Genomic DNA, 22,506 nt, shown 5'->3' with positions numbered 1-22,506 from the left:
GCCAAAATGGGATAAAAACTAAATTACAAAACAAAATTGAAGAGTAATAGCTGTATTATTATTAGTCAGATATAAGCAAACCTAAAACTAGCTATGAATTATCTCGCTAATCAGCATACTAACGCAACATACATTTAGGATTAAATGGCAATAACTTCAAGGTTACTTATATCTAATTGTTTTAATGAGATTATTTCAAAATAATAATGTATAAACGTGAATGTGTTTGAGGCATATTTAATGCCAATATTGAAGTTAAGATAAGATAAAATATGATTAATAAAATGAATTATTAGTTTATCTGTGGATAAAGTTAACACATTTTGACAGTTACCAAAAATTAATGAATAAAACGTTCGATCATCCGTAAGATAGAATGCTTTAACTTAGAGTAAATGATTGACAAGATGCAAAGTGATCTCTATTATTCAGCGTCATTTTTGAGCACGGTGATTACAAAATATAGTAATCATATAAATGTTCATTTTGTTTTAACCTTATGTATATCGGGACTAGGTCATGAAAAGAACTTTTCAACCAAGCAACTTAAAACGTAAGCGTTCACACGGTTTTCGTGCCCGTATGGCGACTAAAAATGGCCGCAAGGTTATTGCCAATCGTCGTGCTAAAGGCCGTGCGCGCTTATCAGCTTAATTATCCAAGGTGGGTGAAAATAATTTTTCTAGGGAGCTAAGGCTACTTACTCCCACCCACTTTGAGTATGTCTTCAATAATGCAATTCCATCTGTATCACCCCAACTTACCTTACTAGCCAGATACAATAAATTTGATAATCCTCGTTTAGGCATTACTCTAGCTAAAAAGAGGGTCAAACATGCCCATGATAGAAATAGACTAAAACGCGTAATACGCGAAAGCTTTCGTTTACAACGCCATTCATTTCCAAATATTGATATAGTCGTAGTCGGTAAAACTGGTTTAGATAAGTTATCGAATCAAGAATTGTTTTCTTTGCTGAGTAAATTATGGAAAAAGTTAGCGTCACGCTGCGAAAAATCCCAATCGGTATAATTAAGCTCTATCAGATAGTGCTTTCACCGATATTGGGACCAACATGCAGGTTTCACCCAAGTTGCTCTTATTATGCAATTGACGCTATTTCAAAATATGGAATGATAAAAGGTTCTTGGCTAAGCATCAAACGCATACTAAAATGCCATCCACTGAATGCTGGTGGTTATGATCCAGTGCCAGAAAAAAAAATAGAGAATAGTTTTATGCTTATGCCCGATTTAATAATCTGGACATAAATAAAACAGTAACGTCGCCGTGGTTTAATGTTTTGACATGAATAAGTCACACACATAATAAATAGTTAATTAGAGTATTTTATGGAATCCCAACGCAGTTTTTTATTAATTGGCCTCGCTATGGTCGGCTTTTTATTATGGCAACAATGGCAATTAGATTATGGCCCACAGCCAGTCGCACCAATAACAACATCTGCAGCGGCTAGTACTCAACTAGACATGCCTAATTCGGATGATGTACCGGCTGCTACGCCACTAGAACAAGGCTTTGTAGCAAGGTCTACAAGCGGCGGCAAAATTATATCAGTAATTACAGACACTCTAATTCTAAGCATTGATACAAAAGGCGGTGATGTAGTTTCAGCCGAATTAGCTAAGTTTCCTTTAGAGGAAGGTTCAAGTGAGTCGTATAGTTTACTAAAACCTAGTGGTGATAAATTATTCATTGCACAAAGCGGGTTAATCGGCCCAAATGGTACAGACAGTAAAGCGCGTCCCATATATACAGTTGCTAAAGATAGTTATCTTTTAGAAGGTGATACACTTACGGTACCTTTAAAATTAGAAACTCCTGAAGGCTTACAAGTCACTAAGAGCTTCACTTTTACTCGTGACAGCCACAAAATTGATGTCAATTATAGTATCAAAAATAACACCAGCAGTCCTAAGCAAGTCCAACAGTTTGGCCAGCTGAAACAAAGCATGCTTGAACAAGAAGGCAGCATGTTTATGCCTATCTATCGTGGTGGCGCATATTCAACAGAAGATGATCGTTATCAAAAGTATGCCTTCGACGATATGGCTGATCTGGATCTGAAAAAAACAACTGCTGCAGGTTGGGCAGCAATGATTGAACATTATTTTGTATCAGCGTGGGTACCGCCACAAGACCAGAAAAACAATTTATTTAGCAGGATATTGCAGCAAACAAATGGAGTCATTGGATTTACAGGACAGACAGTAACTATCCAAGCCGGTGAAACAGCACAGATTAACAGTATCTTATACCTTGGACCCAAAGATCAAGATACATTAGCAGGCATCGCAAGAGGTCTTGACCTAACTGTCGATTATGGTTTTTTGTTCATGATCTCACAGCCGCTTTTCACCTTCCTACAATTTATTCATAGCCTTGTAGGTAACTGGGGCTTCGCAATCATTCTTATCACTATTGTTGTTAAAGGGGCTATGTACCCTTTAACCAAAAAACAATACGAATCGATGGCTAAGATGCGTGCATTAAAACCTAAAATGGATGCACTCAAAGAACGTTATGGCGATGACAAGCAAAAAATGCAAAAAGCCATGATGGAAATGTATAAGAAGGATAAAGTTAACCCGATGGGTGGCTGTTTCCCTCTTCTATTACAAATGCCTATTTTCCTAGCTTTGTATTGGGTCCTGCTTGAAAGTGTTGAGCTAAGACATGCTGACTTTATATTTTGGATAACCGATTTAAGTGCAAAAGACCCTTTCTTTGTATTACCTGTATTGACAGGTGTCAGCATGTATCTGTTACAAAAACTACAACCTATGACCATGACAGATCCGATGCAACAAAAAATCATGCAGTTTATGCCAGTTGCTATGAGCTTATTTTTCTTTATCTTCCCAGCAGGCTTAGTGCTTTACTGGCTGATAAGTAACGTTATTACTTTAGTTCAAGCAAAAATAATTTACGCTTCGATGGAAAAACGTGGTCTCAAGACTAAGTAAATCTAAATAATTTAGAGCCCGTTTTATACTAAATTAACGTATAAAGCGGGCTTTTTTGTGCATACAATAATATATCCAACCATCAAGCTTGAGAGTCAGAATGCCATCATTAGATATAGTTTCAGAAATTGATTTACCCGAATTACTCAATGCTGTCGATAACGCTAATAGAGAATTAAGTACACGATTCGATTTTAGAGGTGTAGAGGCCAGCTTTGAATTAAAGGAAAGTATTGTCACCATGACTGCTGACAATGATTTCCAACTCAAGCAGATGCTCGATATCCTTCGTGGCACTTGTGTGAAACGTAATGTAGACACAGCAGCTTTCGAAGAAAAAGATGTACAACACATTGGTAAAATCTATAAACAAGCCATCGCTTTTAAACAAGGTATTGAACAGCCTGTAGCCAAGAAAATTATCAAACTTATCAAAGATGCCAAACTAAAAGTGCAAGCACAGATACAAGGTGAACAAGTTCGAGTCACAGGTAAAAAAAGAGACGACTTGCAACAAGTTATGGCGTTGGCAAAAGAGGCAGATTTAGAACAACCATTACAATTTACTAACTTCAGAGACTGATAAAATATGACTACTACCGGTTTATCTTCACAACAAGATACTATTGTTGCACAAGCCACTGCTCCGGGACGAGGTGGTGTTGGGATAATCCGAATTTCTGGCAATCTCGCAAGTACTGCTGCGCGCACAATATTAGGTAAATTACCTGAAACCCGTAAAGCAGAGTATTTACCTTTTTCAGACACAGACAATAATCTTATCGACCAGGGAATAGCCATATTCTTTAAAGCACCAAACTCATTTACTGGTGAAGATGTACTAGAACTACAAGGACATGGTGGTCAAGTTGTATTGGATATGTTGCTTAATGCAATTTTAAAAATACCTAAATTACGGATTGCTCGACCAGGCGAATTCAGTGAGCGTGCGTTTTTAAATGACAAATTGGATCTAGCCCAAGCTGAAGCCATAGCTGATCTAATTGATGCCAGCTCTGAACAAGCAGCAAAAGGTGCATTACGTTCTTTACAAGGTGCGTTTTCGCAGTATATTCATACTTTAGTTGAGCAAGTAATTCATTTGCGTATGTACGTCGAAGCCGCGATTGATTTCCCGGATGAAGAAATCGATTTTTTAAGCGATGGTAAAATTCAAAAAGACTTAGAAAATATTATCAAATCATTTGAGACTTTGCGTCAACAAACCAAACAAGGAGCCCTACTCAGAGAAGGTATGCGAGTTGTGATTGCAGGCAAACCAAATGCAGGCAAATCCAGTTTACTGAATGCATTGGCAGGGAGAGACGCAGCCATAGTCACAGATGTTGCAGGCACAACTCGTGATGTGCTCAAAGAGCATATTCATCTTGATGGAATGCCTTTACATATAATTGATACTGCTGGCTTACGAGATAGCCCGGACAAAGTAGAAAAAATAGGTATTGAACGAGCCTGGCAAGAGATTAAGCAAGCTGATCGCGTGTTATTTATGCTGGACAGTACTGAATCAACAGAAACTCATCCTGAAAAAATATGGCCAGAATTTTACCAACAACTTCCCAAAAATATTGGGCTAAGTGTTATCCGAAATAAAATAGACCTGTCAAATGAGACTATTGGCTTTGATGATAGTGGTGACTACCCAGTTATTTCAATTTCTGCCAGCAATGAGCAGGGAATCACCTTTCTAACTGAACACTTAAAGGATTGCATGGGATTTAATATGAGCTCTGAAGGCCAGTTTATCGCACGCAGACGCCACTTAGATGCCATAGACAGGGCCGCAGAACACTTATACCTAGGTAAATATCAATTAGAAGAAAACCTTGCGGGAGAATTACTTGCTGAAGAACTACGTTTAACTCAACAACATCTCAATGAGATAACAGGTGAATTCAGCTCAGATGACTTGCTCGCAAAAATATTTTCTTCTTTTTGTATCGGTAAATAAGATTCAAAATAACGATATTTAAAATATAATTAAATATCCTAACGGCAGCATTAATAACCACCCTATCAATCCAAATATTTTATAAATTAATGAAATTTCTGCTTCAAATATTTATTCTTTTCAATACTTACTAACTTATCAAACAAAAATAACAATTATTATAATAGGTTGCCAGTAACTTTCTCTTTGCCAAACAACATATCACAACAAAAAGAAAGTGAACCTACGGACTATTCTTATACCTTCAGAAGATTCATAAAATATCGATAGTGCAGAAACCGACAAAAAATAATATTGCGCTAAAACCAAAATGATTCCGAATTAAGTCAAAAACATTGTCTATTTTATCTACAGAAAAATAGAATAAAATAATAGCAATATTAGTAAGTACCACCAATAATTTACATTTAAATCTTCTTTTGCTGTCATATATACATACAACTGTGGAAGTACTATCACTAATACACCAGACAATAATGGCAACAACAAACGCCAAGTCCGTGCCTTAGTAAAATGGGAAAATGGATATTTTTCTAATAAATAACGCGAAACGGTTCCAGAAATAAAAACAAGAAGGGTAAGTACCACCTATTTATCAACAGCATAATGTTTAGCAGAAATTCACTCTGATAATGACCTTTATAGTGAAATTCCTAATCAGCTAAATACAACATACTAATGTGATAAAAAATCAAAACTGCAAAAGCAAATACCCTTAACCAATCCAAGTCATAACGACGTTCCAAAAGCCTCTATTTATATAATTTAATTCTGTCAAAATATTCACTTAGATTAACGTAACCAACATAGTTAAATGGTAAGCAGCTTTGAAATGGTGAAAATAAGTGGGACATAAAGATGGAAATAGGTATGGAAATAGGCATGGAGATCTCTTAACCACAATGTACAATACTAAAACCAAAGAAACTACGTAGTAAATAAATGGCTAAGTTTGAAATTATAGTAGGCAGTGTATTAGGCGCGAGTGAATATGTGGCTGACGCATTACAAGAAATATTGTTGAATTATGAGCATAGTGCTGAAATTCATTTAACCCCACAGTTATCAGAATTAGATCAAACTGCCATTTGGCTAATTTGTACTTCTACCCATGGTGCCGGTGACTTACCTGACAATATTCAACCTTTTGCTGAACAATTAAAAACCCAAACTTTAAACACGCCATTTTTAGTTGTTGGCTTAGGAGATAGCAGTTATGACACCTTCTGTCACGGCTCCATACACATAGAAAATATAATGCTCAAAGCAAACGCAGAACTGTTGTTCCCTGCCCTGCATATAGATGTGCTTAATCATCCTATCCCTGAAGATGCTGCAGTTAAATGGCTTAAAAACTGGCTTAAAAATAATCAACAAATAGCATAACGATCCAATGCAATTTAATAAATCAGAACAAGCCGCCCTACTTCAGCCTTTAAGTAATGACGCTCGTGTGTTGTATATCCTTGGAATAAAACCAACAGCCAGTCAGACAAGTGGTGTAACTTCACCATTAAACTACAAATCTATGTTATCCATTTTAAATGCTAAAGAAGAAAATTTCACTTTAGGTCGACAAGTTAACAGCTTAATAAAAGAGCTGTTAAGTGTGGGTTTAGTTAATTTTGTGGACGAGGTCGAGCTTAACCACAGCTTTAATGGTAAAACACTTAATCTACCTTTGACTACGATGCAGGTAGATGAGTATTCAAAGTTACATCTTAATTGGCATTCAATGCATCTTGAATGGCTACCAAATAAGAAACTAATCACAGATTTGGCTAAACTACTAGGTATTATTGATTATGATTACACAACCAGTGAGTTAGGTGATTTTATTGCATATTGGTTAGGCAGACCCGAGTCACAGTTCAGCGAATATCAATGGACACAGAAATTTGTATTTAATTTAAAAAAAATGCGCTTAGCCCATGGGTTTAAAAATGTACAAAAAGTAGGTCAGCAAATAGTCCAGACTAAGGCAGGTATTCATGCTGATGAGAACGCTAAAAATCTAGTGGCTAAATATAGTAAAACTAATAAGCAATAAATCAGCTATATACTAAGTAATAACACATTAAATTTCATATTTATCAATCGGAAAATATAACTCGTGGACAGCATTAAAGATAAAATTCAAAGATTAGGTAAAGCACTAGGTCGCCAATATGTTCCTGAAAAATATACCCAATATGCCGACTTAAGATCAGAGTATGAAGCTTTAGCCAATCGAGATGTAAAACAGTTACAACGCGAAGGCAAAAAGCAACGCATCCAAGGTATTCAAGGTCGCTCTGAACTGAATCCAAAATGGACTTTCGCTAACCTAATTGAAGACAGCAATGATGTGATTGAAGCTGTTAGTATTGCTAAATCTTTTATCGCCGCACATGAAGATATGACCTGGCGAAGAAGTGGAGCGCATATGATGATTTTCTATGGCGACTATGGCCGTGGAAAATCTCATACTGCAGGTGCTATAGCTCACGAACTTATCGAAAAATATGAAATTTCTGTTCTATACAGACAACTATCTACCATATTGGAAATGCGCTTTTTCTCTTATGATTATAATGCACAGGATAATGTTGGACAGAAATTTAGAGAGATAAATCAAGAATTACTGGATGTAGATTTACTGATACTTGATGAAGTATGTGTTAACGAAAGCGTTTTGAAGAAAAATGCGCAAAGTTGGTTAGGTAATGTATTAAGACAACGGTTAGCTAATAACAAAAACTGTATCATGATCACCAATCATAACCTTGCTGAATTTGAAAATGCCTTAGGTCGTTATTGCTTTGAATCCATAAAAGAATACGATACCTATAAAGTAAAATTCTCAGGTCCTAGCAGACGCAAAGAAATAATTCCTACACAGCCAGAACCACAACAGCCTCAAACAACCTCTGGATATCGTCCGAATCAAGTGAAATAAATAGCCTATTATATAAAAAAATATTTAAACCTTCCTAGTATTCCTTACGACTTACCCTTTGTTAACTCACTGGGTATTTACTGAGGATATTAAAAAATCCATTAAATTAACCATATATTTAAACGCGATATTGGTTTGTCTCATACTCTTCTATTACACATCTTTTTTTACTTAAACCATCACAGGAACTTTAAATTTTGATGTGGCAGTCAAATAGCCGTTAAAACTGGTACTGATTTAAATAGTATAGAGACACATGATGAAACGATAATAGAGTTTTAGATAAAGGTGAATTAACTATTGGGTTGTATATATATCTATCAATTAATTAATCGCTCAGCTTGATACTAGTGCCTCAAGCAACCATATCAACGTGAATAATATAACTAACAACGTAAACCTGCTTACCTCTGAAAGGCCTATGTAATACAGGTACAATCATTGGCAATATTGATGCACATATATCGAGTAGAAGCATTATTAATTTAATTGATAAACAACCAATAAAGTTACCAATCTCACCATTTATAAATGCTTTAATTTCAACTTATCTCATTCCTAATATCCAAATAAATATGAATACTTAAACTACTAAAAGAACAAGTAAAAAGTGATTTTAAAGTGGACGGAAAAGTAAAATAAAGGTAATTATTAGACGATTAATAAACGCTAAAATCCTAAATTAATATTATAAACTAGCTGTGGAAGAATCAATATCATAGAAATTTGACCACTTAAACTCCATGTAAATGAATCCCAAACACCTACGATCACACCAATTCTGGTGTAAGTTTGCGAAGTAATAGTCGTGAATTCATAAACAAAATTGCCGTGATAATCACAAAATAAGCATAATTGACCAAGTTTTAAGTCTAAATCAAAATTAATTTTACTAAAGACGAATATTTTTGAGTCAAGTCCCAGGTTTTGGCTTCTAATATTAGGTTAACAAGATAAGTTCTGATCTTTTCCTTATAAATCATGATCTAACTATGTGAATATTAATTTTAGATCACAAGTTATACACAGTTAGATCAAAAGATGTTATCTGCTGTGGATAATTATATGTATAACTCATGTAAAACCACTTTATATCCACTGAATAAAATTGTGATCAAATCACCCTGTGGATAAAACAGCTACTTACACCCAACTTATACCAGTTTGATCAAACCTTATACACATAGTTACATTGCCTGTAAGTGGTTGATATAAATAAATAATAGTGACTTACTAACAGAAAAGTGGCTGCTTAATAATAGTAATAATAAACAAAGATCTAAAAGATCTTATAAAGATTAAGGGATCTAAAAAACAAAAATTGAATAGTTTTTAAGCATTTTACTTACGCTAAAATCTATATAGAATATGCGACCCATTTTACGTGGGAGAAATTGATCACATTGATCATTTAGCTTTTGAGGAAAATCATGTTTTATCAGCAACATTTTGACGTCATCGTTGTCGGTGGTGGCCACGCAGGAACAGAAGCTGCACTAGCAGCTGCACGCATGGGCGCAAGTACTCTTTTGCTAACACACAATATTGAAACCCTAGGACAAATGTCTTGTAATCCAGCTATTGGCGGAATAGGCAAAGGTCATCTGGTAAAAGAAATAGACGCGTTAGGCGGTGCCATGGCTATGGCAACAGACAAAGCCGGTATTCAGTTTAGAACTTTAAATTCAAGTAAAGGTCCAGCTGTTCGTGCCACACGTGCTCAAGCGGACAGAACGCTATACCGTATTGAAATTCGTAAGCTTATTGAGAATCAAGAAAATCTAACATTATTTCAACAATCTTGTGATGATCTGATCGTTGAACAAGATCGCGTTGTCGGTGTAGTCACACAGATGGGCCTCAAATTCCATGCTAAGACGGTTGTCATCACCGTAGGCACGTTTTTAGGCGGCACCATACATATTGGTATGGAAAACCACAAAGGAGGCCGTGCTGGCGATCCTCCTTCGATCGCATTGGCAGATCGTCTTCGCGCATTACCTTTTAGAGTTGATCGATTAAAAACTGGTACCCCAGCTAGATTGGATGCACGCACACTTAACTTTGATGTAATGCAAAAACAACACGGTGATACCCCCGTTCCAGTATTTTCATATATGGGAAAAGCTAGCGATCATCCTCAACAGATTCCTTGCTTCATCACGCACACCAATGAAAAGACCCATGAAATTATTCGTGGTGGTTTAGACAGATCACCTATGTATACAGGTGTGATCGAAGGGATCGGGCCAAGATATTGTCCATCAATTGAAGATAAAATTCATCGCTTTGCGGATAAAAATTCACACCAAATATTTGTTGAGCCAGAAGGATTAAATAGCATTGAAGTTTACCCAAACGGTATATCGACTAGCTTACCTTTTGACGTACAAATGGATTTTGTGCGATCGATAATTGGTTTTGAAAATGCTCACATTGTGCGTCCAGGATATGCGATCGAATATGATTTCTTTGATCCTCGTGATCTTAAGCAATCCTTAGAAACTAAATTTATTGATGGTTTATTTTTTGCGGGTCAAATCAACGGCACAACAGGCTACGAAGAAGCCGGAGCACAAGGTTTAATAGCTGGCACGAATGCAGCCTTACAAGTGCAACAAAAAGATGAATTTATTCTGCGACGTGATGAAGCTTACATGGGGGTATTAATTGATGACCTATCCACTATGGGTACCAAAGAACCTTATCGTATGTTTACTAGTCGAGCAGAATACCGTTTGCTATTACGTGAAGACAATGCGGATATACGTTTAACTGCAAAAGGTCATGCCATAGGGTTAGTTGACGAACAACGCTGGAAGGCTTTTAATCAAAAATTAGAAGCCATTGAATTAGAAAGACAGAGGCTTAAGTCAACTTGGGTTTATCCTTCACATGAATCAACCGCAGCATTAAATCTTTTATTAAAAAATCCAGTGACGAAAGAAAACAGCTTGGAAGATTTGATCCGTCGACCAGAAATGACCTATCAAACATTAATGCAAATAACAGCATTTGGACCTGAAATTGATAATAAACAAGCTGCCGAGCAAGTAGAAATACAAATTAAATATGCAGGATATATCGAGCGTCAAAAAGACGAAATTGCTAAGACATTACGTAACGAGAACACCCTTATTCCTAGGGATTTTGACTTCAGTAAAATTTCTGGGTTGAGTAATGAAGTAGTATCCAAATTAACAGATGCACGTCCGGAAACCATCGGAAAAGCCGGCAGAATATCAGGGATTACTCCTGCTGCTGTATCGCTGTTGTTGGTATATTTAAAAAAACATGGTCTGTTAATCGGAACTAGTATAGCTCAAAAGAAAATTTCAGCCTGATGAATATTCAATACAGCCTAGAAAACGAATTACTGAGTGTTTTAAAAGGCAGTCTTAAAAATTCTGAATTAGTCGTTACTGAAGAACAACAATTACAACTTATCCGTTACGTGTTGATGTTGCATAAATGGAATAAAGCTTATAATTTGACATCCGTGCGAGATCCTCAACAAATGGTGATCAAGCATATTGTTGATTCTATAGTCGTAGCCCCATTATTAGATAAAGTTCACTATATTGACGTAGGTACGGGTCCAGGGCTACCGGGTATACCCTTAGCTATAATGTGTCCAGATAAACAATTTATATTGTTAGATAGCTTAGGCAAGCGGGTACGTTTTATGAAACAGGTCGCCTATGATTTAAAAATAAACAATATCGAACCTGTGCAATCAAGAGTTGAAGATTTTATGCCAAACGTAAAAATTGATGGAGTATTGAGCAGAGCTTTTGCTTCGTTAAAAGATATGTTGCACTGGTGCCAACATCTGGTAGATTCTCAGGGTGTTTTTCTTGCATTAAAAGGCCAACTCTCCACTGATGAGCTGGAATGTTTGCCTTTAGGATTTATTTTACAAGAAACAATTAAACTAGACGTACCAGGCCTTGAAGGCGAACGTCATATTGTCAAAATTAAAAAACAATCAGTTAGCTAAAAGCTAGAACGTTACTCTTAGCAAAATTAATGTGTTTTCTATTATGGCCTTATAAATAAAAAGTGGAAAATTATTTTGGGCAAAATCATTGCAATTGCTAATCAAAAAGGTGGTGTGGGTAAAACCACAACGGCTGTCAATGTTGCTGCGTCGATGGCTGCCACAAAACGCAAAGTATTGTTGATTGATCTCGACCCTCAAGGCAATGCAACCATGGGAAGTGGTGTAGACAAATACAATGTTGAGAACACCTGTTACGAATTATTGATTGAAGAAAAACCGGTTGAAGAAGTTATAATCAAAGAAACGTCTGGCAAGTATCACCTTATAGCCGGTAATAGCGATATCACTGCTGCAGAAATTAAATTGATGGAAGTGTTTGCTCGTGAATTAAGATTACGCAATGCATTAGCACCGGTTAAAAACTATTACGATTATATTTTTATTGATTGTCCACCTTCGTTAAATCAACTGACAGTAAATGCTATGGCTGCCGCCGATTCGGTCTTGGTGCCCATGCAGTGCGAATATTATGCCCTTGAAGGGCTCACTGCGTTAATGGACACCATCAAAAAACTAGCGTCTGTGGTTAACCCGAAATTAAAAATTGAAGGCGTTCTGCGCACTATGTACGACCCAAGAAATAGGCTTGCGAACGATGTGTCTGAACAACTAAAACGCCATTTTGGAGAGCAAGTATACAGAACAGTTATTCCCAGGAATGTGCGATTGGCAGAAGCACCAAGCTTTGGATCACCAGCCATGTATTATGATAAGTCGTCGACAGGCGCAAAAGCCTATTTAGCTTTAGCAGGTGAAATATTAAGACGCGGAAAAGTAAATAAAATAGCTAAATAAAATTAGTGTATATAATAAAATAGAACGAATAACACAGAGGACAACATGTCGGCGAAAAAAAGAGGTTTGGGTAGAGGGTTAGATGCTTTATTGGCAACCAGCCAAGCAGGGAAAAGCAGCGGTTCGGAGCTACCTGAAAAACTAGGAGAATTGCAAAAAATTCCTCTAGAATTTTTACAACCTGGTAAATATCAACCACGTAAAGATATGTCATCCGAAGCCCTTGAAGACTTAGCCTCATCGATTCGTTCACAAGGTATTATTCAGCCTATAGTTGTGCGTCAAATTTCAGAAGACAAATATGAGATTATCGCTGGCGAAAGACGCTGGCGAGCTGCACAAATAGCACAATTAGATGTTATCCCCTGCATAATAAAAGATGTACCTGATGAATCGGCAGTAGCAATTGCACTGATTGAGAATATTCAACGTGAAGATCTCAATGCCATGGAAGAAGCACAAGCGCTTAAACGTCTAATGGTTGAATTTGAGCTTACCCATCAAGAAGTGGCGACTGCTGTAGGTAAACCCAGAACAACCGTGAGTAACTTGTTACGTTTAAATAATTTGAATGACGATGTGAAATTGTTGCTAGAACATGGTGATATTGAAATGGGTCATGCCAGAGCTTTGCTAGCACTTCAGGGAGAGGCACAAAACCAAGCTGCACAAATAGTTTCAGGTAAAGGTTTAACAGTACGCGACACAGAAAATTTAGTGCGGCGATTACTGGAGCCTGCAAAAGAAAAGACTCCTGTTAAAGAAGATCCTGACGTACAACGTTTACAAACAAAATTGTCTGAAAACTTAGGCGCACCAGTCAGTATTGCACACAACGCAAAAGGCAAAGGTAAGTTGGTGATTAACTTTTCTAGCCTTGATCAACTAGATGGTATTTTGGAGCATATTAAATAGATTAATGTCTAATAACGAAACAAAATGTTGAGCATAACGAGTTCTTATTTTGCATTCTTTATAAACTGTGTTGAAGTTAAAGGAGTATGCCGATATATAAACTTTCTATATCCAAAAACCCTACAAAAACAAAGGCTTTGTGGGAATGTCCATACTAGTGCTTTTGTGCACCAAACTAGAGTTTACTGTTGTAAATTGTCACCAGTAAAGTATACTTTTGGCGCTTTTTGTTAAGGTTTAAATGCATCGGTGATTCAATTGGTAACTAGCTTGGCCCAAGAAGGGCGAAAATTTGCTAGAAAAGTGCTTTTTTATCAATGCCTAGTTGCTATTTTATTAGCCTTAATATTTTCTGTATTTATAGGAAAATATACAGGAATATCAGCACTTTATGGTGGGTTGATATGTGTGGTGCCTGGAAAGGTATTTGCATTCCTAGCATTTAGATATGCCGGTGCTAGCCAAAATCAGCTAGTAGTGCGGAGTTTTAACAAAGGAAGTAAACTTAAATTTTTAATTACGATTGTAATGTTTGCTGTGATATTTAGATGGCCAAATTTACAACCATTACCGCTGTTTATCAGCTACTTCGTAACTTTAATGGTGCAATGGCCGATTATTATTTTTTTGAGTCGTGCTGATCGATAAGGTATTCGACAACACGACTGAATACCGATTTTTAACTTTATAATTGTGGATGGAAAAATGGCAGATACAGGCGGCGAACAAAGCGTCAGTGCTTATATTCAGCATCACTTAACTAATGCTTCTGTGGGTGAAGGGTTCTGGACTCTTCATGTAGACACGTTAGCTTGGTCAATAGTGTTGGGTTTAGTGTTTATTCTAAGTTTTCGCTCAGCAGCAAAGAAAGCAACATCAGGTGTGCCGGGTAAATGGCAGGCCTGCGTTGAAATAGTTGTTGAGTTTGTAGATAGTACGGTCAAAAGTAATTATCATGGTAATAGCCCTTTGATAGCACCTTTGGCATTAACTATTTTTGTTTGGGTATTATTAATGAATTTGATGGATTTAATTCCTATCGATCTAATTCCTTATATCGCTCAAAATATAGGCATTATAATGGGTGTAAATCCTAATGATGTTTATATCAAGTCTGTTCCTACTACAGATACCAGCATGACCTTTGCATTATCTATTGGGGTGTTTATATTAATGATATATTACTCAATAAAGATCAAAGGTGTAGGCGGCTTTATGAAAGAGTTGTACGCCCAACCATTCAATACACCTTGGTTATATCCGTTTAACTTTATTCTTGAAGTTGTTGGACTTGTTGCTAAACCATTATCGTTAGCATTGCGTTTATTCGGAAATTTGTATGCTGGTGAACTTATCTTCATTTTGATAGCAGGCACCATGGGGTTATGGCAACTACCGGTTCATTTTATATGGGCCACGTTCCACTTATTAATTATACCGCTACAAGCCTTCATTTTTATGATGTTAACCATTGTTTACTTGAGTATGGCTAGCGAAAAACACTAATTATTATGAAGATAATTAAAACAGCAGATGCTGGCCTACGGGCTTAAGGCTAGAAGCCTAAAAAACAATTTTATACGTTTTATTTTTTAATTTTAACTTAAACACAAAGGTAGAAAATCTATGGAAAACTTAGGTGACTTGTACATCGCAGTTGCAATTATTATTGGTATGGCCGCAGTTGGAACGGCAATTGGTTTTGGTATGTTAGGTGGCAAATTTTTAGAATCTGCTGCACGTCAACCAGAGCTTTCTAACCAACTACAAACTAAAATGTTTATTGTAGCGGGCCTTATCGATGCTATCGCAATGATCGGTGTTGCCATCGCTCTTTATATGTTGTTCGTTCTTGGTGCTCAATAGTAGTTACCTATCTCTTTTAACGAACTATTAAGGAGGAGCGACCGTGTTACCAAATGCCACACTAATTGGTAATCTAATAGCATTTACTGTGTTTGTGATGTTCTGCATGAAATATGTATGGCCTCCGATCATTGGTGCTATTGAAGATCGCCAAAAGAAAATAGCTGACGGCTTAGCTGCATCTGAGGAGGGCGAAAAAGCTCTTGAAGTTGCTCAAGTCGAAGTCGATGCTCAGCTTAAAGATGCCAAATCGCAAGCTGCAGATATAATTGAACAGGCTAAAAAGCGTGGTTCGATTATTGTTGACGAAGAAACGCAACGTGGACAATTCGAGCGCGAAAAAATTATCGCGCAAGGACATTCAGAGATTGAAGCAGAAAGAAACCGCACGAAAGAAGAGCTACGTAAACAAGTTGCTGCTTTGGCTGTTGCCGGTGCTGAAAAGATCTTAGGGCGTGAAATAGATGCTGCGGCACAAAGTGACATAGTTGCAAAACTTGTCGCTGAACTATAAGGGAGAATGAGCTATGTCTGAATGGACTACTATCGCTCGCCCTTACGCTAAAGCTGCGTTCGATTTCGCGGTCGAGAGCAATACCATCGCACAATGGCAAGAAATGTTAGTTTTTGCTGCTGAAGTCTCTCAAAACGATACGGTTAAGTATCTACTAACTGGTTCGTTAGCGGTTGAAAAACTTGCTGAGATATTTAATGGTGTGTGTGGTGAACAACTCGACCAACAGGGTCAAAACTTAATTAAAGTTTTGGCTGAAAATAGACGTTTACAAGCGCTTCCCGATATTTCTATTTTGTTTAATAAATTTAAGTCTGATCTTGATAAAGAGATTGATGTTGATATTACTTCAGCAGTCAAACTGACTAAACAACAGCAAACAGATATCAGTAAGTCCCTTGAAACAAGGCTTGCACGTAAAGTTAAGCTAAATTGTAGCGTGGATCCTGAATTGATAGCCGGTGTACTTATTAAAGCCGGCGACACAGTTATTGACGGTTCACTTCGTAGTAAATTAAACCGTCTTTCAGACGCGTTACAAGCATAACGAGGAAAAGAGCATGCAACTGAATTCCACTGAAATTGCAGAACTAATCAAGCAACGTATTGAGAAGTTCGAAGTAGTAAGTGAAGCTCGTAATGAAGGAACTATTGTTGGTGTAACTGACGGTATTATTCGTATTCATGGCCTTGCAGATGTAATGCAAGGTGAAATGATTGAGCTTCCTGGTAATCGTTACGCTATCGCTTTAAACCTAGAGCGTGACTCTGTAGGTGCGGTAGTTATGGGCCCTTACGCTGACTTACAAGAAGGCGTAAAGGTAAAATCATCTGGCCGTATCCTAGAAGTACCAGTAGGTCGTAATCTACTTGGTCGTGTGGTTAACACTCTTGGTGCACCTATCGATGGCAAAGGCGCTATAGATGCAGATGGTTTTGAACCCATAGAAAAAATTGCACCGGGCGTTATTGAACGTCAATCGGTCGATCAACCTATTCAAACTGGTTATAAATCAGTTGATGCCATGATCCCAGTAGGTCGAGGTCAGCGTGAATTGGTTATCGGTGACCGTCAAACTGGTAAAACCGCTTTAGCAATTGATGCCATCATTAATCAAAAAGATTCTGGTGTTAAATGTATATATGTTGCGATTGGTCAAAAGGCCTCTACTATTGCTAATGTAGTACGTAAGTTAGAAGAACACGGCGCTATGGCTCACACCATTGTTGTTGCGGCTTCTGCATCTGAGTCTGCAGCATTACAATACTTGGCACCTTATTCTGGTTGTACTATGGGTGAGTATTTCCGTGACCGTGGTGAAGATGCTTTGATTGTTTATGATGACTTGTCTAAACAAGCCGTTGCATATCGTCAAATATCACTATTGCTACGTCGACCGCCAGGTCGTGAAGCGTATCCTGGAGATGTTTTCTATCTTCACTCACGTCTTCTCGAACGTGCTGCACGTGTAAATGATAAATACGTTGAACGTTACACTAAAGGTGAAGTAAAAGGTAAGACAGGTTCTTTAACTGCACTACCTATTATCGAAACCCAAGCAGGTGATGTATCCGCTTTTGTTCCTACTAACGTAATTTCGATTACCGATGGTCAAATCTTCCTTGAGACAGATTTGTTTAACGCTGGTATCCGCCCTGCAGTTAATGCTGGTATATCGGTATCGCGTGTTGGTGGTGCTGCTCAAACTAAAATCATTAAGAAGTTAGGTGGTGGTATCCGTCTAGCATTAGCTCAGTATCGTGAATTAGCAGCTTTCTCGCAATTCGCTTCTGACCTTGATGAGGCAACTCGTGCTCAATTGGAGCATGGTGAGCGAGTTATGGAATTAATGAAACAAAACCAATATTCACCGCTTGCAGTTGCGGATATGGGTGTTTCATTGTTTGCTGTTGAGAGAGGTTACTTAAAAGATGTTGAACTAGATAAAATTCTAGATTTTGAAGCGTCTTTACACTCTTTCATGAAAAGTGAATATAGCGAGTTGATGAACACTATCAATACAACAGGTAATTTCGACAAAGGAATTGAAGCTACGTTAAATGAAGCTTTAGAGAAATTTAAAGCAACACAAACGTGGTAATCAATTAGACGATACTGCTTTTATTTATAAAAACAGAATCGTCAATATGTTGAATAATCGGAGATAGAGTTTATGGCTAGCGGTAAAGAGATAAAAGGTAAGATCGGCAGTATTAAGAATACGCAGAAGATCACCAGCGCTATGGAAATGGTTGCCGCGTCCAAAATGAAAAAGGCGCAAAGCCGTATGGCCCAAGGTCGTCCATATGCTGAGAATATTCGAAACGTCATCGGTCACCTAGCAAATGCTAACCTTGAATATCGTCATCCTTATTTGGAAGACCGCGAAGTAAAACGCGTTGGTTATATCGTAATTTCTACAGACCGTGGATTATGTGGGGGCTTAAACTCCAACGAATTCAAAATGGTGGTGAAAGATGCGAAAAAATGGCAAGAGCAAGATGTTCAAGTCGATTTCGCTGCATTAGGTGCTAAGTCTGTTGCATTCTTTAACCGTTTTGGTGGCAGTGTTTTAGCCGCAGAGTCGGGTATAGGTGATGCGCCAACTATCAATGAAATTATTGGTTTGGTACGCATCATGTTGGATGCATTTAATGACGGCAAAATAGACCGTTTATATTTGGTATTTAATAAGTTTGTAAATACTATGGCGCAAGAGCCGCAGATAGATCAATTGTTGCCTTTGCCTAAATCTGAAGAAAAAGAATTACAACACCGTTGGGACTACATATATGAACCCGATCCAAAACCTATCTTAGATATGTTACTGGTTCGATTTATAGAGTCCCAAGTATATCAAGGCGTAGTTGAAAATGGTGCGTCTGAGCAAGCTGCTCGTATGGTAGCCATGAAGGCGGCGACTGATAACGCGGGTGACATAATTGATGACTTACAATTGATATATAACAAAGCACGTCAAGCAGCAATTACACAAGAAATTAGTGAAATTGTAGCTGGCGCTGCAGCGGTTTAGGCAATGGTTTTAGAATTTAAGAGGAATTAACATGAGTCATGGTAAGGTCGTCCAAATAATTGGCGCCGTAGTGGATATTGAGTTTCCACAAGATTCGGTTCCAAAAATATATGACGCATTGCGAATTACCGAAGGTGATTTGCAAGGTTTGACCCTGGAAGTACAACAGCAATTAGGTGGTGGCGTAGTCCGTACCATCGCAATGGGCTCTACTGACGGTTTACGTCGTGGCCTAGCTGTTGAAAACAGTGGTGAAGCTATTCAAGTCCCCGTTGGTATAGCCACATTGGGTCGTATCATGGATGTTTTGGGTAACCCAATCGACGAAGCAGGCCCAATCGGTGAAGAAGAGCGTATGTCTATTCACCGTGCCGCGCCTACTTACGAAGAACAATCTATTTCAATTGAACTACTTGAAACAGGCATCAAAGTTATTGACTTAGTTTGTCCGTTTGCAAAAGGTGGTAAAGTTGGATTGTTCGGTGGAGCCGGTGTGGGTAAAACCGTCAACATGATGGAACTTATTCGTAACATCGCTATCGAGCACAGCGGCTACTCAGTATTTGCTGGCGTAGGTGAGCGTACTCGTGAAGGTAACGATTTCTATCACGAAATGAACGAATCTAACGTATTAGACAAAGTTTCCTTAGTCTACGGCCAGATGAATGAGCCTCCAGGAAACCGTTTACGTGTTGCCTTGACAGGTTTAACCATGGCGGAAAAATTCCGTGATGAAGGTCGTGACGTATTGTTTTTCGTTGATAACATCTACCGTTATACGCTAGCTGGAACAGAAGTATCTGCTCTACTAGGTCGTATGCCATCAGCAGTAGGTTATCAGCCTACCCTAGCTGAAGAAATGGGTGTTCTACAAGAACGTATTGCTTCAACTAAGACAGGTTCAATCACTTCTATCCAAGCGGTATACGTACCTGCGGATGACTTGACCGATCCCTCACCTGCAACCACTTTTGCTCACTTAGATGCAACTGTTGTATTGTCGCGTGATATCGCGTCATTGGGTATTTACCCTGCGGTTGACCCTCTTGATTCTAGTTCACGTCAACTTGACCCTCTTGTTATTGGTCAGGAACATTACGACACAGCTCGTGGTGTGCAATCAGTGTTGCAACGTTATAAAGAATTAAAAGACATCATCGCTATTTTAGGTATGGATGAACTCTCTGAAGAAGATAAGCTTTCTGTATCCCGAGCTCGTAAAATTCAGCGTTTCTTGTCACAACCTTTCTTTGTAGCAGAAGTATTTACTGGTTCAGTGGGTAAATATGTTTCTTTGAAAGACACCATCATTGGTTTTAGTGGCATCTTGAATGGTGAGTATGATCACCTTCCAGAACAAGCTTTCTACATGGTTGGCTCTATCGAAGAAGCATGCGAAAAAGCTAAAAACATGTAATATTTTGGTTCATTTAGTTATGCATTGTTGTCGGAAGTGCTCAAGTATACTTATACATTGCCCATTTCCTACATCAATCCAAACTAGACGGAATTAGAAGCATGTTTTAAGGATCCTATTTAGGAGGTTTTTATGGCAGTGACCGTACATCTAGACGTAGTAAGCGCTGAAACCAGTATTTTTTCTGGTCTAGTCGAAGCTATTCAGATAACAGGTAGTGAAGGTGAGCTAGGTATCCATCCTGGGCATGCACCTTTATTGACTACTTTGTTACCTGGTATGGTACGTCTAGTTAAGCAATTCGGTGAAGAAGAAATCATCTACATTAACGGTGGTGTTTTAGAGATACAACCCGGTACAGTAACTGTATTGGCCGATACCGCTATTCGTGCAGAAGATTTAGACGAACAAGCTGCCTTAGACGCGAAAAAACGCGCCGAAGAGCATATCGCTAATCCAACTGCCGATTTTGAATATGCTGAGGCAGCCATGGAGCTAGCTGAAGCAATTGCCCAGTTAAGGTTAATCCGTAAACTGCGTAAGTAATCAATATTAGTAAGTATAAAAAACCCAGCCTTGAGCTGGGTTTTTTATATTTTATAAAAAATTGAAAGATTATGGTAAATCTTTGGTCCTAATATTCACTCTCAATGTGATTAGACATATTGAGTAATTATGGAGAATTTTATGAAATTAAAAATACTGTTAATGCTAGTTACATTTATTGGTTTGTATACATCCCAAGCAACGGCTGATAGAGCAATCTTCGCAGGAGGTTGTTTTTGGTGTATGGAATCAGATTTTGAAAAGCTTGAAGGAGTGACTGACGTTATCTCAGGCTTTACCGGTGGTACTTTAGAAAACCCAACCTATGGTGGTAATCATAAGGGACACTATGAAGCTGTTGAAGTTACTTACGATCCAAAAATAGTCACTTATCAAGGTTTACTTGAGCACTTTTGGGTAAACATAGACCCTTTTGATGGCACGGGGCAATTCTGTGACAAAGGCTTTAGTTACTTAAGTGCCATATTTGTGGCCGATGAGAAAGAGCGTAAAATAGCTGAATTATCCAGACAAAAGGTAGTAACGCAATTTCCAGATAAAAAAGTAGTAACCCCCGTCCTAGCCACAACCACCTTTTATCCTATAAAAGGCAATGAAAGTTATCACCAAGACTATTACAAAAATAATTCTGTCAGATACAAATTATACCGTTGGAATTGTGGTCGTGATCAGCGCTTAACAGATATTTGGGGCGACAAAACAACATATTGATTAAATGAATTGGCACTTGAGATAAAAAAAGATATTCAAGTTATGCCTATTAGTAAAGACCGCTAAGGTGCGACAAGTGGTTGGTGGGTAATGACTGTTTCAACCTTTAATGTATGTATATTTACACTATAAAGTTCCAGCAAACCACAATAATAAAACACATATGTACTTTAGAAATTAGCTCTGTTCCACCAACTTATTAGTTGTATCTAAAAGTAAGTTAATCATATTAAAGATAAGGACAATTAAAATAGAATCATTTGAGGGTCAGTTAAACCAGAAATTATAATTAATGAGTTGATCCAGTTTATTTTCAATCCATCACATAAATGCCCACATCCGACATTGTGCTCATTGTGCTCATTGTGCTCATTTTGTTATTTAGAGAAATGTGGGATTGCCGTAATATTATAATACCAATCCATATAAAGAATTGCTTTTTCAGAAAACCACAGACGGTTTTGGGCAAGGCGTCGCCAGAATGTCTGGCAAATCCCCTTTCAAGTAGCGAGAACGCAGCAGAAAACTAACTCGGGTTTTTCCGAAGGACGAGGTTTAAATGAGCTTCTGCGTTGCATGAATTTTGTTTTGGTACCACTATCGTATTTGAGTGCTTTGATCGGGTGCTAAGCGTTACGCTATTTAAAACTTGCTGAGTGGTCAGTTGTTTATACGGATTGGTAATATTTGTCTAACGCCCCTTATATGGCGAAGGTGGTTTGTAGG

General features: G+C 37.8%; 23 protein-coding genes. All 23 read left to right on the top strand.

What is annotated here, in order from left to right:
• Nucleotides 1–519: 519 nt before the first annotated feature.
• The 23 genes from rpmH to msrA all read left to right on the top strand — a co-directional run bounded on the left by rpmH (nucleotide 520) and on the right by msrA (nucleotide 21,780).
• On the top strand, nucleotides 520–654 hold the full coding sequence (rpmH, locus tag C427_RS23855) for a 50S ribosomal protein L34 (protein ID WP_007615483.1): 135 nt from the start codon (nucleotides 520–522) through the stop codon (nucleotides 652–654).
• Between the two features lie 9 nt (nucleotides 655–663).
• On the top strand, nucleotides 664–1,032 hold the full coding sequence (gene rnpA / locus C427_RS25430) for a ribonuclease P protein component (protein ID WP_007634710.1): 369 nt from the start codon (nucleotides 664–666) through the stop codon (nucleotides 1,030–1,032).
• Complete coding sequence (gene yidD / locus C427_RS23850) at nucleotides 987–1,271, top strand: membrane protein insertion efficiency factor YidD (RefSeq protein WP_051075211.1); 285 nt, start codon at nucleotides 987–989, stop codon at nucleotides 1,269–1,271. Before rnpA ends, yidD begins: the two co-directional genes overlap by 46 nt.
• Before the next feature lie 81 nt (nucleotides 1,272–1,352).
• Complete coding sequence (yidC, locus tag C427_RS23845) at nucleotides 1,353–2,987, top strand: membrane protein insertase YidC (protein ID WP_007634708.1); 1,635 nt, start codon at nucleotides 1,353–1,355, stop codon at nucleotides 2,985–2,987.
• A 100-nt stretch (nucleotides 2,988–3,087) separates the two neighbouring features.
• Complete coding sequence (locus tag C427_RS23840; protein ID WP_007634706.1) at nucleotides 3,088–3,570, top strand: YajQ family cyclic di-GMP-binding protein; 483 nt, start codon at nucleotides 3,088–3,090, stop codon at nucleotides 3,568–3,570.
• Nucleotides 3,571–3,576: 6 nt separating this feature from the next.
• Nucleotides 3,577–4,959 (top strand): tRNA uridine-5-carboxymethylaminomethyl(34) synthesis GTPase MnmE, encoded by a 1,383-nt coding sequence (gene mnmE, locus C427_RS23835; protein ID WP_007634704.1) that lies wholly within the window; start codon nucleotides 3,577–3,579, stop codon nucleotides 4,957–4,959.
• Nucleotides 4,960–5,901: 942 nt separating this feature from the next.
• On the top strand, nucleotides 5,902–6,345 hold the full coding sequence (gene mioC, locus C427_RS23830; protein ID WP_007634698.1) for an FMN-binding protein MioC: 444 nt from the start codon (nucleotides 5,902–5,904) through the stop codon (nucleotides 6,343–6,345).
• A 7-nt stretch (nucleotides 6,346–6,352) separates the two neighbouring features.
• Nucleotides 6,353–7,009 carry a DnaT-like ssDNA-binding domain-containing protein gene (locus C427_RS23825; RefSeq protein WP_007634696.1) on the top strand — a complete coding sequence of 219 codons (657 nt, stop codon included), beginning with the start codon at nucleotides 6,353–6,355 and terminating at the stop codon, nucleotides 7,007–7,009.
• 63 nt (nucleotides 7,010–7,072) lie between these two features.
• Complete coding sequence (locus C427_RS23820) at nucleotides 7,073–7,897, top strand: ATP-binding protein (protein ID WP_007634694.1); 825 nt, start codon at nucleotides 7,073–7,075, stop codon at nucleotides 7,895–7,897.
• 1,430 nt (nucleotides 7,898–9,327) lie between these two features.
• Nucleotides 9,328–11,241: a tRNA uridine-5-carboxymethylaminomethyl(34) synthesis enzyme MnmG gene (gene mnmG / locus C427_RS23815; protein ID WP_007634692.1), complete on the top strand. Its 1,914-nt coding sequence runs from the start codon at nucleotides 9,328–9,330 to the stop codon at nucleotides 11,239–11,241.
• A complete protein-coding gene (gene rsmG / locus C427_RS23810; protein ID WP_007634690.1) occupies nucleotides 11,241–11,897 on the top strand; it encodes a 16S rRNA (guanine(527)-N(7))-methyltransferase RsmG in 657 nt (218 codons plus the stop codon). Before mnmG ends, rsmG begins: the two co-directional genes overlap by 1 nt.
• Nucleotides 11,898–11,972: 75 nt before the next feature.
• Nucleotides 11,973–12,755 (top strand): ParA family protein, encoded by a 783-nt coding sequence (locus C427_RS23805; protein WP_007634689.1) that lies wholly within the window; start codon nucleotides 11,973–11,975, stop codon nucleotides 12,753–12,755.
• A 45-nt stretch (nucleotides 12,756–12,800) separates the two neighbouring features.
• Nucleotides 12,801–13,670, top strand: coding sequence for a ParB/RepB/Spo0J family partition protein (locus C427_RS23800; protein WP_007634688.1), 870 nt, complete (start codon nucleotides 12,801–12,803; stop codon nucleotides 13,668–13,670).
• A gap of 270 nt (nucleotides 13,671–13,940) precedes the next feature.
• Nucleotides 13,941–14,318, top strand: a complete 378-nt coding sequence (locus C427_RS23795; RefSeq protein WP_456095274.1) for an ATP synthase subunit I — start codon at nucleotides 13,941–13,943, stop codon at nucleotides 14,316–14,318.
• A gap of 57 nt (nucleotides 14,319–14,375) precedes the next feature.
• Nucleotides 14,376–15,176: a F0F1 ATP synthase subunit A gene (gene atpB / locus C427_RS23790; protein ID WP_007634686.1), complete on the top strand. Its 801-nt coding sequence runs from the start codon at nucleotides 14,376–14,378 to the stop codon at nucleotides 15,174–15,176.
• Nucleotides 15,177–15,296: 120 nt separating this feature from the next.
• Nucleotides 15,297–15,536 carry a F0F1 ATP synthase subunit C gene (gene atpE, locus C427_RS23785; protein WP_007634685.1) on the top strand — a complete coding sequence of 80 codons (240 nt, stop codon included), beginning with the start codon at nucleotides 15,297–15,299 and terminating at the stop codon, nucleotides 15,534–15,536.
• 43 nt (nucleotides 15,537–15,579) lie between these two features.
• Nucleotides 15,580–16,050, top strand: coding sequence for a F0F1 ATP synthase subunit B (gene atpF, locus C427_RS23780; RefSeq protein ID WP_007634684.1), 471 nt, complete (start codon nucleotides 15,580–15,582; stop codon nucleotides 16,048–16,050).
• 13 nt (nucleotides 16,051–16,063) lie between these two features.
• Nucleotides 16,064–16,597, top strand: coding sequence for a F0F1 ATP synthase subunit delta (gene atpH / locus C427_RS23775; protein WP_007634682.1), 534 nt, complete (start codon nucleotides 16,064–16,066; stop codon nucleotides 16,595–16,597).
• A 13-nt stretch (nucleotides 16,598–16,610) separates the two neighbouring features.
• Nucleotides 16,611–18,152: a F0F1 ATP synthase subunit alpha gene (gene atpA / locus C427_RS23770; RefSeq protein WP_007634680.1), complete on the top strand. Its 1,542-nt coding sequence runs from the start codon at nucleotides 16,611–16,613 to the stop codon at nucleotides 18,150–18,152.
• Nucleotides 18,153–18,224: 72 nt separating this feature from the next.
• Nucleotides 18,225–19,085 carry a F0F1 ATP synthase subunit gamma gene (atpG, locus tag C427_RS23765; RefSeq protein ID WP_007634677.1) on the top strand — a complete coding sequence of 287 codons (861 nt, stop codon included), beginning with the start codon at nucleotides 18,225–18,227 and terminating at the stop codon, nucleotides 19,083–19,085.
• A 31-nt stretch (nucleotides 19,086–19,116) separates the two neighbouring features.
• Nucleotides 19,117–20,502 (top strand): F0F1 ATP synthase subunit beta, encoded by a 1,386-nt coding sequence (atpD, locus tag C427_RS23760; protein WP_007634675.1) that lies wholly within the window; start codon nucleotides 19,117–19,119, stop codon nucleotides 20,500–20,502.
• 132 nt (nucleotides 20,503–20,634) lie between these two features.
• On the top strand, nucleotides 20,635–21,048 hold the full coding sequence (locus C427_RS23755; RefSeq protein WP_007634674.1) for a F0F1 ATP synthase subunit epsilon: 414 nt from the start codon (nucleotides 20,635–20,637) through the stop codon (nucleotides 21,046–21,048).
• Between the two features lie 141 nt (nucleotides 21,049–21,189).
• Nucleotides 21,190–21,780: a peptide-methionine (S)-S-oxide reductase MsrA gene (gene msrA, locus C427_RS23750; RefSeq protein ID WP_007634673.1), complete on the top strand. Its 591-nt coding sequence runs from the start codon at nucleotides 21,190–21,192 to the stop codon at nucleotides 21,778–21,780.
• Nucleotides 21,781–22,506: the final 726 nt, after the last annotated feature.

Origin of the sequence: Paraglaciecola psychrophila 170 (assembly GCF_000347635.1) — a bacterium.
GTDB classification, from domain to species: domain Bacteria; phylum Pseudomonadota; class Gammaproteobacteria; order Enterobacterales; family Alteromonadaceae; genus Paraglaciecola; species Paraglaciecola psychrophila.
This window is presented reverse-complemented; position numbering and strand designations above follow the sequence as displayed.

Bases quoted from the DNA above. Each gene is read 5' to 3' on its own strand.
- rpmH (WP_007615483.1), top strand. From the start codon at position 520: ATGAAAAGAACTTTTCAACCAAGCAACTTAAAACGTAAGCGTTCACAC.
- yidD (WP_051075211.1), top strand. From the start codon at position 987: ATGGAAAAAGTTAGCGTCACGCTGCGAAAAATCCCAATCGGTATAATT.
- yidC (WP_007634708.1), top strand. From the start codon at position 1,353: ATGGAATCCCAACGCAGTTTTTTATTAATTGGCCTCGCTATGGTCGGC.
- C427_RS23840 (WP_007634706.1), top strand. From the start codon at position 3,088: ATGCCATCATTAGATATAGTTTCAGAAATTGATTTACCCGAATTACTC.
- mnmE (WP_007634704.1), top strand. From the start codon at position 3,577: ATGACTACTACCGGTTTATCTTCACAACAAGATACTATTGTTGCACAA.
- mioC (WP_007634698.1), top strand. From the start codon at position 5,902: ATGGCTAAGTTTGAAATTATAGTAGGCAGTGTATTAGGCGCGAGTGAA.
- C427_RS23825 (WP_007634696.1), top strand. From the start codon at position 6,353: ATGCAATTTAATAAATCAGAACAAGCCGCCCTACTTCAGCCTTTAAGT.
- mnmG (WP_007634692.1), top strand. From the start codon at position 9,328: ATGTTTTATCAGCAACATTTTGACGTCATCGTTGTCGGTGGTGGCCAC.
- rsmG (WP_007634690.1), top strand. From the start codon at position 11,241: ATGAATATTCAATACAGCCTAGAAAACGAATTACTGAGTGTTTTAAAA.
- C427_RS23800 (WP_007634688.1), top strand. From the start codon at position 12,801: ATGTCGGCGAAAAAAAGAGGTTTGGGTAGAGGGTTAGATGCTTTATTG.
- atpB (WP_007634686.1), top strand. From the start codon at position 14,376: ATGGCAGATACAGGCGGCGAACAAAGCGTCAGTGCTTATATTCAGCAT.
- atpE (WP_007634685.1), top strand. From the start codon at position 15,297: ATGGAAAACTTAGGTGACTTGTACATCGCAGTTGCAATTATTATTGGT.
- atpH (WP_007634682.1), top strand. From the start codon at position 16,064: ATGTCTGAATGGACTACTATCGCTCGCCCTTACGCTAAAGCTGCGTTC.
- atpA (WP_007634680.1), top strand. From the start codon at position 16,611: ATGCAACTGAATTCCACTGAAATTGCAGAACTAATCAAGCAACGTATT.
- atpG (WP_007634677.1), top strand. From the start codon at position 18,225: ATGGCTAGCGGTAAAGAGATAAAAGGTAAGATCGGCAGTATTAAGAAT.
- atpD (WP_007634675.1), top strand. From the start codon at position 19,117: ATGAGTCATGGTAAGGTCGTCCAAATAATTGGCGCCGTAGTGGATATT.
- C427_RS23755 (WP_007634674.1), top strand. From the start codon at position 20,635: ATGGCAGTGACCGTACATCTAGACGTAGTAAGCGCTGAAACCAGTATT.
- msrA (WP_007634673.1), top strand. From the start codon at position 21,190: ATGAAATTAAAAATACTGTTAATGCTAGTTACATTTATTGGTTTGTAT.